Source organism: Enterobacter sp. A103 (assembly GCF_034427535.1).
GTDB classification, from domain to species: Bacteria; Pseudomonadota; Gammaproteobacteria; order Enterobacterales; family Enterobacteriaceae; genus Enterobacter; species Enterobacter asburiae_B.
In genome coordinates, this window is sequence record NZ_JAXQPQ010000003.1 from 72582 (window position 1) to 88470 (window position 15889).

The 15889-nt window shown below is 56.6% G+C and carries 11 protein-coding genes; 6 read left to right on the forward strand and 5 right to left on the reverse strand.

Annotated elements, in window-relative coordinates; all coding sequences use genetic code 11:
• Positions 1–28: 28 nt before the first annotated feature.
• A complete protein-coding gene (locus SPH27_RS10770) occupies positions 29–2419 on the forward strand; it encodes a glucose/quinate/shikimate family membrane-bound PQQ-dependent dehydrogenase (RefSeq protein WP_182071464.1) in 2391 nt (796 codons plus the stop codon).
• A 132-nt stretch (positions 2420–2551) separates the two neighbouring features.
• Here SPH27_RS10770 and cueO read toward each other — a convergent pair whose 3' ends face one another.
• Positions 2552–4120, reverse strand: a complete 1569-nt coding sequence (gene cueO / locus SPH27_RS10775) for a multicopper oxidase CueO (RefSeq protein WP_182071465.1) — start codon at positions 4118–4120, stop codon at positions 2552–2554.
• Between the two features lie 145 nt (positions 4121–4265).
• Between cueO and SPH27_RS10780 the strand changes: the two genes are divergently transcribed.
• The 3 genes from SPH27_RS10780 (at position 4266) to speD (ending at position 6393) form a co-directional block, all read left to right on the forward strand.
• Positions 4266–4613 (forward strand): YacC family pilotin-like protein, encoded by a 348-nt coding sequence (locus SPH27_RS10780; protein ID WP_014882582.1) that lies wholly within the window; start codon positions 4266–4268, stop codon positions 4611–4613.
• A gap of 115 nt (positions 4614–4728) precedes the next feature.
• On the forward strand, positions 4729–5598 hold the full coding sequence (gene speE, locus SPH27_RS10785; protein WP_047060116.1) for a polyamine aminopropyltransferase: 870 nt from the start codon (positions 4729–4731) through the stop codon (positions 5596–5598).
• Entirely contained in the window at positions 5599–6393 is a 795-nt protein-coding gene (gene speD, locus SPH27_RS10790) for an adenosylmethionine decarboxylase (RefSeq protein ID WP_032649781.1), read from the forward strand.
• Between the two features lie 31 nt (positions 6394–6424).
• On the opposite strand, the gene yacL is transcribed toward speD, so the two are convergent.
• Positions 6425–6787 carry a protein YacL gene (gene yacL, locus SPH27_RS10795; protein ID WP_023310423.1) on the reverse strand — a complete coding sequence of 121 codons (363 nt, stop codon included), beginning with the start codon at positions 6785–6787 and terminating at the stop codon, positions 6425–6427.
• A gap of 190 nt (positions 6788–6977) precedes the next feature.
• The gene (gene acnB, locus SPH27_RS10800) at positions 6978–9575 is read right to left on the reverse strand and encodes a bifunctional aconitate hydratase 2/2-methylisocitrate dehydratase (RefSeq protein ID WP_033144650.1); all 2598 of its coding nucleotides are present in this window, start codon (positions 9573–9575) and stop codon (positions 6978–6980) included.
• A 399-nt stretch (positions 9576–9974) separates the two neighbouring features.
• Between acnB and SPH27_RS10805 the strand changes: the two genes are divergently transcribed.
• Together SPH27_RS10805 and SPH27_RS10810 are read left to right on the forward strand one after the other, a co-directional pair.
• Complete coding sequence (locus SPH27_RS10805) at positions 9975–11531, forward strand: DUF3300 domain-containing protein (RefSeq protein ID WP_182071466.1); 1557 nt, start codon at positions 9975–9977, stop codon at positions 11529–11531.
• A gap of 10 nt (positions 11532–11541) precedes the next feature.
• A complete protein-coding gene (locus SPH27_RS10810; RefSeq protein WP_039260923.1) occupies positions 11542–12333 on the forward strand; it encodes a DUF2950 family protein in 792 nt (263 codons plus the stop codon).
• A 53-nt stretch (positions 12334–12386) separates the two neighbouring features.
• On the opposite strand, the gene lpdA is transcribed toward SPH27_RS10810, so the two are convergent.
• Complete coding sequence (gene lpdA, locus SPH27_RS10815) at positions 12387–13811, reverse strand: dihydrolipoyl dehydrogenase (protein ID WP_003856313.1); 1425 nt, start codon at positions 13809–13811, stop codon at positions 12387–12389.
• Between the two features lie 175 nt (positions 13812–13986).
• On the reverse strand, positions 13987–15882 hold the full coding sequence (aceF, locus tag SPH27_RS10820; RefSeq protein WP_039260787.1) for a pyruvate dehydrogenase complex dihydrolipoyllysine-residue acetyltransferase: 1896 nt from the start codon (positions 15880–15882) through the stop codon (positions 13987–13989).
• Between the last annotated feature and the right edge of the window lie 7 nt (positions 15883–15889).

The window sequence follows — 15889 nt, forward strand, 5'->3', positions numbered from 1 at the left end:
TTAACAAAAACTGACGAGTACACTTTCTATGGCTGAAACAAACTCTAAACAGCCGCGTCTACTGGTGACATTAACAGCCGCATTCGCAGCCTTCTGCGCGCTGTATCTGTTAATCGGTGGCGTCTGGCTGGTCGCTTTAGGCGGCTCCTGGTACTACCCGATTGCGGGTCTGGTTATGGTTGGCGTAACCGTCCTGCTGTTGCGTAGAAAACAATCTGCACTGTGGCTGTATGCCGCCCTCCTTCTTGCCACCATGATCTGGGGCGTCTGGGAAGTCGGGTTCGACTTCTGGGCACTGACGCCGCGCAGCGACATCCTGGTCTTCTTCGGTATCTGGCTGATCCTGCCGTTCGTCTGGCGTCGCCTGATTGTGCCTTCCAGCGGTGCTGTGGCGGGCCTGGTTGTTGCCCTGCTGATTACCGGCGGCATTCTGACCTGGGCTGGCTTTAATGACCCGCAGGAGATCAACGGTACGCTGAACGCGGAATCCACGCCTGCGGCAGCTATCTCCCAGGTCGCTGACGGCGACTGGCCAGCGTATGGTCGTAACCAGGAAGGTCAACGTTACTCCCCGCTGAAGCAGATCAACGCGGACAACGTTAAAAACCTGAAGGAAGCTTGGGTATTCCGTACCGGCGACCTGAAGATGCCGAACGATCCGGGCGAGCTGACCAACGAAGTCACGCCGATTAAAGTCGGCAATATGCTCTACCTGTGTACGGCGCACCAGCGTCTGTTCGCGCTCGACGCGGCCACCGGTAAAGAGAAATGGCACTTCGATCCGCAGCTGAATTCCAACCCGTCCTTCCAGCACGTCACCTGCCGCGGCGTCTCTTACCACGAAGCGCGCGCCGAGAATGCGAGCCCGGAAGTGGTTGCTGACTGTCCTCGCCGCATCATGCTGCCGGTGAACGATGGCCGTCTGTTCGCCATCAATGCCGAAACGGGCAAGCTGTGTGAAACCTTTGCCAACAAAGGTATCCTGAACCTGCAGACCAACATGCCGGACACCACGCCGGGTCTGTATGAGCCAACCTCACCGCCAATCATCACCGATAAAACCATCGTGATTGCCGGTTCGGTAACGGATAACTTCTCCACGCGTGAAACCTCCGGCGTAATCCGTGGTTTCGACGTGAACACCGGTAAACTGCTGTGGGCCTTCGACCCGGGCGCGAAAGATCCCAACGCGATCCCGTCGGACGAGCACACCTTTACCTTTAACTCGCCAAACTCCTGGGCGCCAGCGGCGTATGACGCGAAGCTGGACCTGGTCTATCTGCCAATGGGTGTGACCACGCCAGATATCTGGGGCGGTAACCGCACGCCGGAGCAGGAGCGTTATGCGAGCGCTATCGTGGCGCTGAATGCGACCACCGGTAAGCTGGCATGGAGCTACCAGACCGTTCACCACGATCTGTGGGATATGGATATGCCGTCCCAGCCGACGCTGGCGGACATTACCGTTGATGGCAAAACCGTTCCGGTGATTTACGCGCCGGCCAAGACGGGCAACATCTTCGTGTTGGATCGCAGCAACGGCAAGCTGGTTGTGCCAGCACCGGAAAAACCGGTTCCGCAGGGCGCGGCGAAAGGCGATTACGTCAGCAAAACCCAGCCGTTCTCTGACCTGAGCTTCCGTCCGAAGAAAGACCTCAGCGGTGCGGACATGTGGGGTGCCACCATGTTTGACCAGCTGGTGTGCCGCGTGATGTTCCACCAGCTGCGCTATGAAGGCATCTTCACGCCGCCGTCTGAGCAGGGCACGCTGGTCTTCCCGGGTAACCTGGGGATGTTCGAGTGGGGCGGGATCTCCGTTGACCCTAACCGTCAGGTGGCAATTGCCAACCCGATGGCGCTGCCGTTCGTTTCCCGCTTGATCCCACGCGGTCCGGGCAACCCAATGGAGCAACCGAAAGATGCGAAAGGCAGCGGTACCGAAGCCGGCATTCAGCCGCAGTACGGCGTACCGTTTGGCGTAACGCTGAACCCGTTCCTGTCGCCGTTTGGTCTGCCGTGTAAACAGCCTGCCTGGGGTTATATCTCCGGTCTGGATCTGAAAACCAACCAGATCGTATGGAAAAAACGTATTGGTACGCCACAGGACAGCATGCCGTTCCCGATGCCGGTTCCGGTGCCGTTCAATATGGGTATGCCAATGCTGGGTGGCCCAATTTCCACCGCCGGTAACGTGCTGTTCATCGCGGCAACCGCAGATAACTACCTGCGCGCGTACAACATGACCAACGGTGAAAAACTGTGGCAGAGCCGTCTGCCGGCGGGTGGACAGGCCACGCCGATGACCTATGAAGTGAATGGCAAGCAGTACGTTGTCATCTCAGCGGGTGGTCACGGTTCGTTTGGCACGAAGATGGGCGACTATATCGTCGCGTATGCGTTGCCTGACGAAGGCAAATAAAAGCAAAACGGCAACTTCGGTTGCCGTTTTTGTGTTTGTTCCCTCTCCCTGTGGGAGAGGGTCAGGGTGAGGGCATCAGGCCGCACCTGCGAAATCCAGGCCGGGTAAGGTGAAGCCGCCACCCGGCTTTTTTTATACGGTAAAGCCGAGCATCATCCCCGTATCTTCATGCTCCAGCAGGTGGCAGTGCGCCATATAGGCAAACTCTTTCGGCGCCTCGTGGTCAAACTTCACCAGCACCTTGCTGACGCCGCCCTCCACTCTCACCGTATCTTTCCAGCCCGCGCGATGCGCATCCGGCGCTTTGCCGTTCTCTGTGAGAATGCGGAACTGGGTGCCGTGGATATGGAACGGGTGCAGCATCATGTCCCCTTCGCCTGAAATCACCCAGCGCTCAAGCTGACCCTTTGTCGCAGCAAACATCGGCGTGTTCATGTCGAACGCTTTGCCGTTGATCGTGTTGGCGTTGTGGAAATCAAAGCCATGGTCGCCGTGATTCATATTCCCCATGCCGCCCATTTTGCCGTGGTCCATATTCATGTGGCCCATCATCTGGCCGTGCTGCATCCCCGCCATCGCCTTATCGCCATATTTCGCCATCAGCGCCTGCATGCCCATCATATCGAGCATCGGGTTCATGGAGAGCTGCAGCTTGCGCTGCGTAAGCCCCTCCAGCGACGGGAGAGCTGGCAAAGTGGTTAACGTATCAGGCAGCGTGCCGGAAGCGGCCACCAGCAGCGGCTGAATACGCAGCACCGGATGCGGCTTATCAAACGGTGCGACCGCCATCCCCATCTGGCTCACCGGCAGCGTCACGAGGTCAAACGGCTTGCCGTCGCTGATATCCACCAGCACCTCAAAGCGTTCGCCCATGAGCATCGGCAGCTCGCTCACCTTCACCGGCTCCGGCAGCAGCCCGCCGTCGCTGGCTACCACATACAGCGGGCGTTTATCACTGGCGGCGAAATTGAGCGAGCGTGCGTTACAGCCGTTGAGCAGGCGCAGGCGCAGCCAGCCTTTCGGCGCGGCGTGCTGAGGGTAAATGGCGCCGTTGGTCAGCAGCGTGTCGCCAAACCAGCCTACCGCCGCGCTCATCACGTCCAGCTGGTAGTCAATTTGCCCGTCAGCGTTGAATTTCTTGTCCTGCACAATCACCGGTACATCGTCGATGCCCCACTGTTTCGGCAGGCGCAGCAGGCGGCTTTCGTCGTCTTCAATCAGCACCAGCCCCGCCAGCCCCATCGCCACCTGATGGCCCGTTTTGCCATGCTGATGCGGATGGAACCAGCAGGTCGCCGCGCGCTGATCGGGCGTAAAGGTGACGCTGCGCGTACCGCCCGCTTTGATGATGCCCTGCGGCCCGCCGTCCACCTCGCCCGGCACTTCCAGCCCGTGCCAGTGCAGCGTCGTCTCTTCGGCGAGCGTGTTGTGGATATCCACCGTCACCGCTTTCCCTTTACGTAGCTGAAGCGCCGGACCGAGCAAATTGCCGTTATAGCCCCACGTCGTGGCGTTGTGCTCGCCGAACGTCGTTTTACCGGCCTGAACCACAAGCTGGATACGGCTGCGGGCGTCAGCGGTCAGTAAGTCAGGAATGGGTAAGGCAGGCCTGTCGGCCGCTAAAACCGCGCGGCTCCAGAGAGGTAATGCGCTGGCAGCCCCCAGCACAGCGGAATATTTTAAAAAATCACGACGTTGCATGTTCATTTCCTTATTTCCAGCAGGCGATCTTTTGAGCATAAACCCTCCCCTTACCGGAAGGTCAAGTAAAGCGGCAATAATAAAGATCGTCGCACCGGCATCAAGTATGCTAACGTTAATTTTCCGTGAAGAAGTGGTAGAAGCAATGAAGACGTTTTTCAGGACAATTTTGTTCGGAAGCCTGATGGCAATGTGTGCGAACAGCTATGCGCTAAGTGAAAATGAAGCGGAAGATATGGCCGATTTAACGGCGGTTTTTGTATTCCTGAAAAATGATTGTGGCTACCAGAATTTACCCAACGGGCAGATTCGCCGCGCGCTGGTCTTTTTTGCCCAGCAAAACCAGTGGGATCTCAGCAACTACGACAGCTTCGACATGAAGGCCCTCGGCGAAGACAGCTACCGTGACTTGAGCGGTATTGGTATTCCCACTGCCAAAAAATGTAAAGCGCTGGCTCGCGACTCACTCAGCCTGCTCGCCTACGTCAAATAACCTTCCCGACGCCCCCTGTTGAACCTATAGCCGTGCAACCACGGTTATAGTTAGCTATCATGTTTCGCTCATTTTTTGTGAGCGTAACGGATGTTAACAAAGGAGGAGTCCGCGTATGGCCGACCACACGTTGTGGCATGAAACACTGCATGACCAGTTTGGTCAGTACTTTGCCGTTGATAACGTGCTCTATCATGAGAAAACCGATCACCAGGATCTCATTATCTTCGAAAACGCCGCCTTTGGCCGCGTGATGGCGCTGGACGGCGTGGTGCAAACCACCGAGCGCGACGAGTTTATCTATCACGAAATGATGACCCACGTTCCGCTGCTGGCGCACGGACACGCGAAGCATATTCTGATTATCGGCGGCGGCGACGGCGCAATGCTGCGTGAAGTGTCCCGCCATCGTTCCATTGAAACCATCACCATGGTGGAAATCGATGCGGGCGTCGTCTCTTTCTGCCGCCAGTATCTGCCCAACCACAATGCCGGTAGCTATGACGATCCGCGCTTTAGCCTGGTGATTGACGACGGCGTTAACTTTGTTAACCAGACCTCGCAGACCTTTGACGTCATTATCTCCGACTGCACCGACCCAATCGGCCCCGGCGCGTCGCTGTTTACCTCTTCCTTCTACGAAGGCTGCAAGCGCTGCCTGAACCCGGGCGGGATTTTTGTCGCCCAAAATGGCGTCTGCTTCCTGCAGCAGGATGAAGCGCTGGATAGCCATCGTAAGCTAAGCACCTATTTCGATGACGTCAGCTTCTATCAGGCGGCCATTCCGACGTACTACGGCGGGATCATGACCTTTGCCTGGGCGACCGATAACGACGTATTACGCCATCTCTCCACCGAAATTATTCAGGCCCGCTTCCATCAGGCCGGTCTTCAGTGCCGATACTACAATCCGGCAATTCATACCGCAGCGTTTGCCCTGCCGCAGTACCTGCAGGACGCATTATCCACTAAGGGGGTGAGCTAATTGAAAAAGCTTAAACTGCATGGCTTTAACAACCTGACGAAAAGCCTGAGTTTTTGTATTTACGATATCTGCTATGCCAAAACAGCGGAAGAACGCGATGGTTACATCGCCTATATCGACGAACTCTACAACGCCAACCGTCTGACCGAGATCCTGTCAGAAACCTGTTCCATTATTGGCGCAAACATCCTGAACATCGCCCGACAGGATTATGAACCTCAGGGCGCCAGCGTGACTATTCTGGTCAGCGAAGAGCCGGTCGATCCGAAGCTTATCGACAAAACTGAACATCCGGGCCCGCTGCCGGAAGTGGTCGTGGCCCACCTGGATAAAAGCCATATCTGCGTGCACACCTACCCGGAGAGTCACCCGGAAGGCGGGCTGTGCACGTTCCGCGCCGATATTGAAGTGTCGACCTGCGGCGTGATTTCACCGCTGAACGCGCTGAACTATTTAATCCACCAGCTGGAATCGGACATCGTCACCATTGATTATCGCGTGCGTGGTTTTACCCGCGATATCAACGGCATGAAGCATTTCATCGACCACGAGATTAACTCCATCCAGAACTTTATGTCCGAGGACATGAAATCGCTGTACGACATGATGGACGTGAACGTGTATCAGGAAAATATCTTCCATACCAAGATGTTACTTAAGGAATTCGACCTTAAGCACTATATGTTCCACACGAAGCCGGAAGATTTGAGCGAAGAAGAGCGTAAGGCGATTACTGACCTGCTCTGGAAAGAGATGCGCGAGATTTACTACGGCCGCAATATTCCGGCCGTGTAAGAGCAAGCCGGAGCAGGGATGCTCCGGGCTGTTATTTCTGTTTCATAAAGTCGCGGTAGGCATTTACCACCTGAAGGAAATCCTCTACGCCGCACATCGACAGGCTTTCTTCGTCATAGTAGCTCATCCCCTCTTCCATCTCGTCACCTGAAAACTCGAGCTGGTTGGCACGCACCATGACCTCTTCACCGTCCATCCACAGCGTATATTCATGCCCGGCGCGCTGCCAGGATCGTTCACTGCCTTTCACCGTATTTGCCGCCTGTTCAACCTCATCAAGAAGTGCGAGATTTTCTTTCACCTCTTCGTTAAACCAGTGTCCAACGGCTTCGTGGCCCATCGACATACGCACTTTCACCACTCCGGTGATGTCGCGCAGAAATTCGTAATCCATAGTGTTTTCCTCTGCAAAGCCATTAAGGTAATTATCGCAGCAGCGAGGAAGAAAAAAAGCGGGAGAGGTGGGAGGAATGAAAATAAAAAGGTGAGAGCAAGACCCTGCGGCCTGATGCCCTCACCCCGTCCCTCTCCCACGGGAGAGGGTGCAAACACTAAAAACCGTCTCATGGAGACGGTTTTGCTGTTTATACCGCCGTCTGGAAGATAACCCCGTCGGCCTTCTCGGTGTACTGAGAAAGCTGATCGAAGTTCAGATAGCGATAGGTATCCACCGCGGTCTTATCCACCTGAGCCACAAAGGTCTGGTACTCTTCCGGCGTTGGCAGTTTGCCAATCAGCGCCGCAACCGCCGCCAGCTCCGCAGAGGCCAGGAAGACGTTCGCACCGGTACCTAAACGGTTCGGGAAGTTACGGGTAGAGGTGGAAACCACCGTCGCACCGTCGGCTACGCGCGCCTGGTTGCCCATACACAGGGAACAGCCAGGGATTTCGATACGCGCCCCGCTCTTACCAAACACGCTGTAGTAGCCCTCTTCGGTCAGCTGAGCCGCGTCCATACGGGTTGGCGGCGCTACCCACAGACGGGTTGGCAGCTGGCCTTTGTGGGTATCCAGCAGCTTACCGGCAGCACGGAAGTGACCGATGTTGGTCATACAGGATCCGATGAACACTTCGTCGATCTTCTCGCCCTGAACCTCAGACAGCGGACGCGCGTCGTCCGGATCGTTCGGCGCACACAGGATTGGCTCTTTGATATCCGCCAGATCGATGTCGATCACCGCCGCGTACTCTGCGTCAGCATCGGCTTCCAGCAGCTGCGGATCGGCCAGCCATTTTTCCATGCCCTGGATACGACGCTCCAGCGTACGACGGTCGCCGTAGCCTTCTGCAATCATCCACTTCAGCAGCACGATGTTGGAGGTCAGATACTCGATAATCGGCTCTTTGTTCAGCTTGATGGTACAGCCAGCCGCAGAGCGCTCGGCGGAAGCATCGGTCAGCTCGAACGCCTGCTCCACTTTCAGATCCGGCAGACCTTCAATTTCCAGGATACGGCCAGAGAAGATGTTTTTCTTCCCTTTCTTCTCAACGGTCAGCAGGCCCTGTTTAATCGCATACAGCGGGATCGCGTGAACCAGGTCGCGCAGGGTGATGCCCGGCTGCATTTTACCTTTGAAGCGCACCAGCACCGATTCCGGCATATCCAGCGGCATCACGCCGGTCGCAGCAGCAAACGCCACCAGACCGGAGCCCGCCGGGAAGGAGATACCGATTGGGAAACGGGTATGGGAGTCACCGCCGGTACCGACGGTATCCGGCAGCAGCATGCGGTTCAGCCAGGAGTGGATTACGCCGTCACCCGGACGCAGGGAAACGCCGCCGCGGTTCATGATGAAGTCTGGCAGCGTGTGGTGCGTGGTCACGTCAACCGGCTTCGGATAGGCCGCCGTGTGGCAGAAGGACTGCATCACCAGGTCAGAAGAGAAGCCCAGGCACGCCAGGTCTTTCAGTTCGTCACGGGTCATTGGGCCAGTGGTGTCCTGAGAGCCCACGGAGGTCATCTTAGGCTCGCAGTACGCGCCAGGACGAATACCGGCTACGCCGCACGCGCGCCCCACCATTTTCTGTGCCAGAGAATAACCGCGGTTGCTTTCAGCAACGTCTTTCGCCTGACGGAACACGTCTGAGTGCGGCAGCCCCAGCGCTTCGCGCGCTTTGGTGGTCAGGCCACGGCCGATGATCAGCGGGATACGGCCACCGGCGCGCACTTCGTCGATCAGCACGTCGGTTTTCAGCTCGAAGCTTGCCAGCAGCTCGTTGGTCTCGTGGTTGCGTACTTCGCCTTTGTACGGGTAAACGTCAATCACGTCGCCCATGTTCAGGTTAGAAACGTCCACTTCGATCGGCAGTGCGCCCGCATCTTCCATGGTGTTGAAGAAGATTGGCGCAATTTTGCCGCCGAGGCACAGGCCGCCGCCGCGCTTGTTCGGCACGTGCGGAATGTCGTCGCCCATGAACCACAGCACGGAGTTGGTTGCGGACTTACGGGAAGAACCGGTACCCACAACGTCACCCACATAGGCCAGCGGGAACCCTTTTTTCTGCAGGGCTTCGATCTGTTTGATCGGGCCGACGCTGCCCGGCTGATCCGGCTCAATACCTTCACGGGCGTTTTTCAGCATCGCCAGAGCGTGCAGAGGGATATCCGGGCGAGACCACGCGTCCGGTGCCGGAGAGAGGTCATCGGTGTTGGTTTCACCGGTCACTTTAAAGACGGTAACGGTGATTTTTTCAGCCAGCGCTGGGCGGTTCAGGAACCATTCGGCATCAGCCCAGGACTGCATCACCTGCTTCGCATAGACGTTGCCTGCTTTGGCTTTTTCTTCTACGTCGTAGAAGTTATCGAACATCAGCAGCGTGGACGAGAGCGCTTTAGCGGCAATCGGTGCCAGCTTGTCGTTATCCAGCGCGTCAATCAGCGGATGAATGTTGTAACCACCCTGCATGGTGCCGAGCAGTTCAATGGCTTTTTCAGGAGTAACCAGTGGGGAGGTGGCTTCGCCTTTGGCGATAGCAGCAAGGAATCCGGCTTTTACGTAGGCAGCTTCATCTACGCCAGGCGGTACGCGGTTGATCAGCAGATCTAACAGGAATTCTTCTTCGCCCTTAGGCGGGTTCTTCAGCAGCTCGACGAGCGCGGCCATTTGGGTTGCATCTAAAGGTTTGGGTACAATTCCCTCGGCGGCACGTTCTGCTACGTGCTTACGGTATTCTTCTAGCACGACGGTTCTCCTCGCTCTCATTGTCATATGCGGCGGGCGTTCTCTTCACGCTCCTGTGAGACAGCAGTTTGTAGGGTAAATGCCCGATACCGCGTCGGGCAGCATAGCAGGATTTCTGCACAGTGTTAATCCGTTTACAAAAAAGCAACATTAAAAAATTTGCTGAATCGTTAAGCATGGTGTAGCGGGGATTCAGGGCATCTTTTTGCGGTATCTTCTGCACCGTGACGCTTCAGTTTTTTCTTCATCAGATATAATTGTGTAATAAATACTCACACTCTTTATCCGGACGTACCGGACGCTTCCCAATAAAAGTCAAAACAGTAAAAGACGGGTGAATAATACTCACGCCAACCGTAACGCCTCACGGCACAGCGCTTGTCTCGTTGGAGTCATTTTATGAAGTTGCCCTTTAAGCCACATCTGCTCGTCCTTCTGTGCAGTGCCGGGCTGTTTGCCGCCTCGGGCGTCATGTTTGTCAAAGGCCGCGCGACGGAGCCCGCCGCGCCGGCCCCCGTCGCACAACAACCGGCTGCACCAGCGCCTGCCGCAGCCCAGCCCGCACCTGTTGTCGCGCCAGCCTACACTGCCGCGCAAATCGATCAATGGGTTGCTCCCATCGCGCTCTACCCGGATGCCCTGCTGTCGCAAATTTTAATGGCGTCGACCTATCCGGCCAACGTGATCCAGGCGGCGCAGTGGTCCAAAGACAACCCTAAAATGGAAGGGGACGCCGCGATTCAGGCCGTTGCCAGCCAGCCCTGGGATCCCAGCGTAAAATCGCTGGTCGCGTTTCCTCAGCTTATGTCCCTGATGGGTGAGAACCCGCCGTGGGTACAAAATCTGGGTGATGCGTTTCTCGCGCAGCCGAAGGACGTGATGGATTCCGTTCAGCGCCTGCGCGCGCTGGCGCAGAAGACCGGCGCTTTACAATCCACGCCCCAGCAGACGGTCACCACCGTGACAAAACCGGCGCCAGCGAAAACCAGCACCGCCGACGCAACAACAACCACGACGTCCGCGCCCGCCCCAACGGTAATCAAAATTGAATCTGCCGATCCGCAGGTTGTTTACGTCCCCACCTATAACCCCAATACGGTTTACGGTACCTGGCCAAATACCGCCTATCCGCCCACCTATCTTCCGCCTACTCCCGGGGAGCAGTTTGGCAACAGCTTCGTAAACGGTTTAGGCTTCAGCCTGGGCGTCGCCACAACCTATGCCATCTTCAGCAACATCGACTGGGATGATGACGATGACTGGGATCATCACCATGGCGACTGGGATAATCACGGCGGCTATAACCGCAACGGTGATAACAATATCAATATCAACGTTGAGAACTTCAATAAAATCAGCGGACAGCGCCTGACGGACGCCAACCGCACCTGGCAGCACAACCCGGCCTATCGGGAAGGCGTGCCCTACCCGACTAACCAGCTCAACACTCGCTTCCACGCCACCAACGCGGCGACAGGGCTCAGTTCAACGCAGCAAAAACCGGTTAACCGCGATAGCCAGCGTCAGGCTGCGCTGAGCCAGATGGAGAAATCCACGGGCAAAACCTTCCCCCAGACGGCGCGCACCGGAACGAAAGACGTGCAGCGTCAGGCCTCAGGCGAACAGCTGAAGCAGATTTCGCAGCGCAATAACTACCGCGGCTACGACACCAAACCGCAGACGGCGAAGCGAAGCACCGCGCAGCAGCGAGAAAACCGCCAGACCACCGCGCAGAGACAAGAGAAGCGGGCTTCGCAGCCCGCGCAGCAACGCTCTCTCCAGCAGCGAAGCAGCCAGCCCCGGGCCAATGCGCTGAGCGGTAACGACAGCCGCTCGGCGAACTGGCAGGCGCAGCAGCAGCGCGGTGCGCAAAGCAGACAGCTCGCTGCGCGCCAGCAGCAGCCACGTCAGGCGTCTGGTGGACGTGCTGAACGCCGTGAAATTCGACATCGCTAAGGGAACCGACATGAAACGTAAACTACTGAGCGGAATGGTGTTATTCATGCTTTCGGCCCCGGTGATGGCGCAGCAGTCCTTTAGCACGCCCGATCGGGCAACCGATGCGCTGACCAAAGCCATCAGTGAGCATAATGAGAGCGCGATGACCAACCTGCTTGGAGAGAACTGGCGAGATTTTCTGCCCCCCGAAGGCGTTGATCCGGATGCTGTCGATCGCTTCCTGCGCGACTGGAACGTCCGTCATACCACGGTTGTCGAAGGGGATACGGCACACCTGGTTGTCGGAGACAGCGGCTGGCAGCTTCCCATCCCGGTGATCAAAACCTCTGCAGGCTGGCAGTTCGACATCAAAGAAGGCGCTGAAGAGATCCTGACCCGTGAAATCGGGCGTAATGAGCTCGCCGCCATTGAAGCCTTGCATGCCTATGTTGATGCGCAGCAAAGCTATTTTGCGATGAACCAGAAATACGCGCAGAAGATTGTCAGCTCGAAAGGCAAAAAAGACGGTTTGTACTGGCCTGCCTCGCCCGGCGAAGCGCCCAGCCCGCTCGGCCCGGCATTTAGCCCGAAAGAGCCAGGTACCGGCTATCACGGCTATCGCTTCCGCATCCTGCCGGATAACAACGGTTTCGCGATGGTGGCCTGGCCGGTCAGCTATGGTCAGACGGGCGTCATGAGCTTTGTGATAAACCAGGACGACAAGGTGTATCAGTCCGATCTCGGCAGCGATTCAGAGCAGAAAGCCCGGGCGCTAGCCGCCTATAACCCTGATAAAACCTGGCAGCCTGTGGCCCCCTGAACGCAGCGCATAAAAAAAGCGGCCATTGGCCGCTTTTTTTCATCTGAAGAAACTTATTTCTTCTTCGCTTTCGCGTTTGGCAGGTCGGTGATGCTGCCTTCAAACACTTCTGCCGCCAGGCCCACGGACTCGTGCAGAGTCGGGTGAGCGTGGATGGTCAGCGCGATGTCTTCAGCGTCACAGCCCATTTCGATAGCCAGACCGATTTCACCCAGCAGCTCGCCGCCGTTGGTACCGACAATCGCACCACCGATGACGCGGTGAGTCTCTTTGTCGAAGATCAGTTTGGTCATACCGTCAGCGCAGTCGGACGCGATAGCACGGCCAGAAGCAGCCCACGGGAAGGTGGCGGTTTCGTAGCTGATGCCTTTCTCTTTCGCTTCTTTCTCAGTCAGACCCACCCATGCCACTTCTGGCTCGGTGTACGCGATAGATGGAATGACTTTCGGATCGAAGTAGTGCTTCATGCCGGCGATAACTTCAGCGGCAACGTGACCTTCGTGAACACCTTTGTGCGCCAGCATTGGCTGACCGACGATATCGCCGATAGCAAAGATGTGCGGCACGTTAGTGCGCAGCTGCTTGTCAACGCGGATAAAGCCACGGTCGTCCACTTCCACGCCAGCTTTGCCCGCGTCGAGGTTTTTACCGTTCGGCACACGGCCGATAGCCACCAGCACGGCGTCGTAACGCTGTGGTTCGGATGGGGCTTTTTTGCCTTCCATGGAAACGTAAATACCGTCTTCTTTCGCTTCAACGGCAGTCACTTTGGTTTCCAGCATCAGGTTGAATTTCTTGCTGATGCGTTTGGTGAAGACTTTAACGATGTCTTTGTCGGCAGCCGGGATAACCTGGTCGAACATTTCAACCACGTCGATCTCTGAACCCAGCGCATGGTACACGGTACCCATTTCCAGACCGATGATACCGCCGCCCATGACCAGCAGACGCTTAGGAACGGTTTTCAGCTCCAGCGCATCGGTGGAATCCCACACGCGTGGATCTTCATGCGGAATGAATGGCAGTTCGATTGGGCGAGAGCCTGCCGCGATGATCGCGTTGTCGAAGTTGATCACGGTTTTGCCGTTTTCGCCTTCCACTTCCAGGGTGTTCGCACCGGTGAATTTACCCAGACCGTTTACCACTTTCACTTTACGGCCTTTGGCCATACCCGCCAGACCGCCGGTCAGCTGAGTGATAACTTTCTCTTTCCAGGTACGAATTTTGTCGATATCGGTTTTCGGCTCGCCGAAGACGATACCGTGTTCAGCCAGCGCTTTGGCTTCTTCGATAACTTTCGCTACGTGCAGCAGCGCTTTAGAAGGGATACAGCCGACGTTCAGACAAACACCGCCGAGGGTGCTGTAACGTTCTACGATGACGGTTTCCAGACCTAAATCCGCTGCACGGAATGCTGCGGAGTAACCTGCCGGGCCTGCCCCAAGTACTACGACCTGAGTTTTGATTTCTGTGCTCATCATGACCTCTTAATTTATACCCGTCGTCCACCGGGTCGTTCTATCCGCCCGCAGTTTACAAAATTGTTAACAATTTTGAAACAACAAACGGCTCACGAATTGTCGCTTTCGCCAATAACCTCACAAACACCATGAGATTATCAGAAAAAAGCCGGCCGACTGGCCGGCTTTTCGATTACATCACCAGGCGGCGAATGTCGCTCAGCATGTTGTTGATGATGGTGATGAAGCGCGCACCATCAGCACCGTCGATCACGCGGTGGTCGAAGGACAGAGAGATTGGCATCATCAGACGCGGCACGAACTCTTTGCCGTTCCACACCGGCTCCATCGCGGACTTGGACACACCGAGGATAGCCACTTCCGGCGCGTTAACAATCGGTGCGAAGTGGGTGGTACCCAGGCCGCCGATGCTGGAGATAGTGAAGCAGCCGCCCTGCATTTCGCCGGCAGTCAGCTTACCATCACGCGCTTTTTTGGAGATCACGGTCAGTTCACGGGACAGCTCAGTGATGCTCTTCTTGTTCACGTCTTTGAAGACCGGAACAACCAGACCATTTGGCGTATCAACCGCAACACCGATGTTGATGTATTTCTTCAGCGTCAGCTTCTGGCCGTCTTCGGACAGGGAGCTGTTGAAGCGTGGCATCTGCTCAAGGGCAGCGGCAACGGCTTTCATGATGAAGACCACTGGGGTGAATTTCACGTCCAGTTTGCGCTTCTCAGCTTCAGCGTTCTGCTGTTTACGGAACGCTTCCAGATCGGTGATATCGGTTTTGTCGAAGTGCGTAACGTGCGGGATCATCACCCAGTTACGGCTCAGGTTAGCACCAGAGATTTTCTGGATACGGCCCAGCTCCACTTCTTCGATTTCGCCGAACTTGCTGAAGTCCACTTTCGGCCATGGCAGCATGCCCGGGATACCGCCGCCAGCGGCTGCAGCTGGTGCAGCTTCGGCGCGTTTCACCGCGTCTTTCACGTAGGTCTGAACGTCTTCGCGCAGGATACGACCCTTACGGCCGGTCCCTTTCACTTTCGCCAGGTTCACACCGAACTCGCGCGCCAGACGACGAATCAGCGGGGTAGCGTGGACGTAAGCGTCGTTTTCAGCGAACTCAGATTTTTCTGCTTTAGCAGCAGGGGCAGCGGCGGGTTTAGCAGCCTGAGCCGGTGCAGCAGCCGGTGCTGGAGCAGCCGCGGCAGCCGGAGCTGCGGCAGGCGCAGCGCCTTCCACTTCGAAGACCATGATCAGAGAGCCGGTAGACACTTTGTCGCCGGTGCTGATCTTAATCTCTTTAACGGTACCCGCGAACGGCGCTGGCACTTCCATAGAAGCTTTGTCGCCTTCAACGGTGATCAGTGACTGTTCAGCGGCAACTTTGTCGCCCACTTTCACCATCACTTCGGTCACTTCAACTTCGTCACCGCCGATGTCCGGTACGTTAACGTCTTTCGCGCCGCCAGCAGCTGCTGGTGCAGCAGCCGGAGCCGGAGCAGCGGCCTGCGCAGGCGCGGCGGCAGGTGCAGCCCCCGCCACTTCGAAGACCATGATCAGGGAGCCGGTAGACACTTTGTCGCCGGTGTTGATCTTGATCTCTTTAACGGTACCCGCGAACGGAGCCGGCACTTCCATAGAGGCTTTGTCGCCTTCTACGGTGATCAGTGACTGCTCAGCCGCAACGGTGTCGCCCACTTTCACCAGGATTTCAGTGACTTCAACTTCGTCACCGCCGATGTCAGGCACGTTCACTTCTTTCGCGCTCGCGGCAGCTGCTGGAGCAGCGGCGGCCGGAGCGGCTTTCTTCTCTTCCTGCGCAGGTGCAGCAGCAGCTGCACCGTCGGCGGAATCGAAAATCATGATCAGTTTGCCGGTCTCGGTTTTATCGCCAACAGAGACTTTGATCTCTTTAACGATGCCAGCCTGAGGAGACGGGACTTCCATAGAGGCTTTGTCGCCTTCTACGGTGATCAGCGACTGTTCAGCTTCAACTTTGTCGCCTACTTTGACCAGGATCTCGGTGATTTCAACTTCATCAGCCCCGATGTCCGGTACATTGATTTCGATAGCCATTATTCTT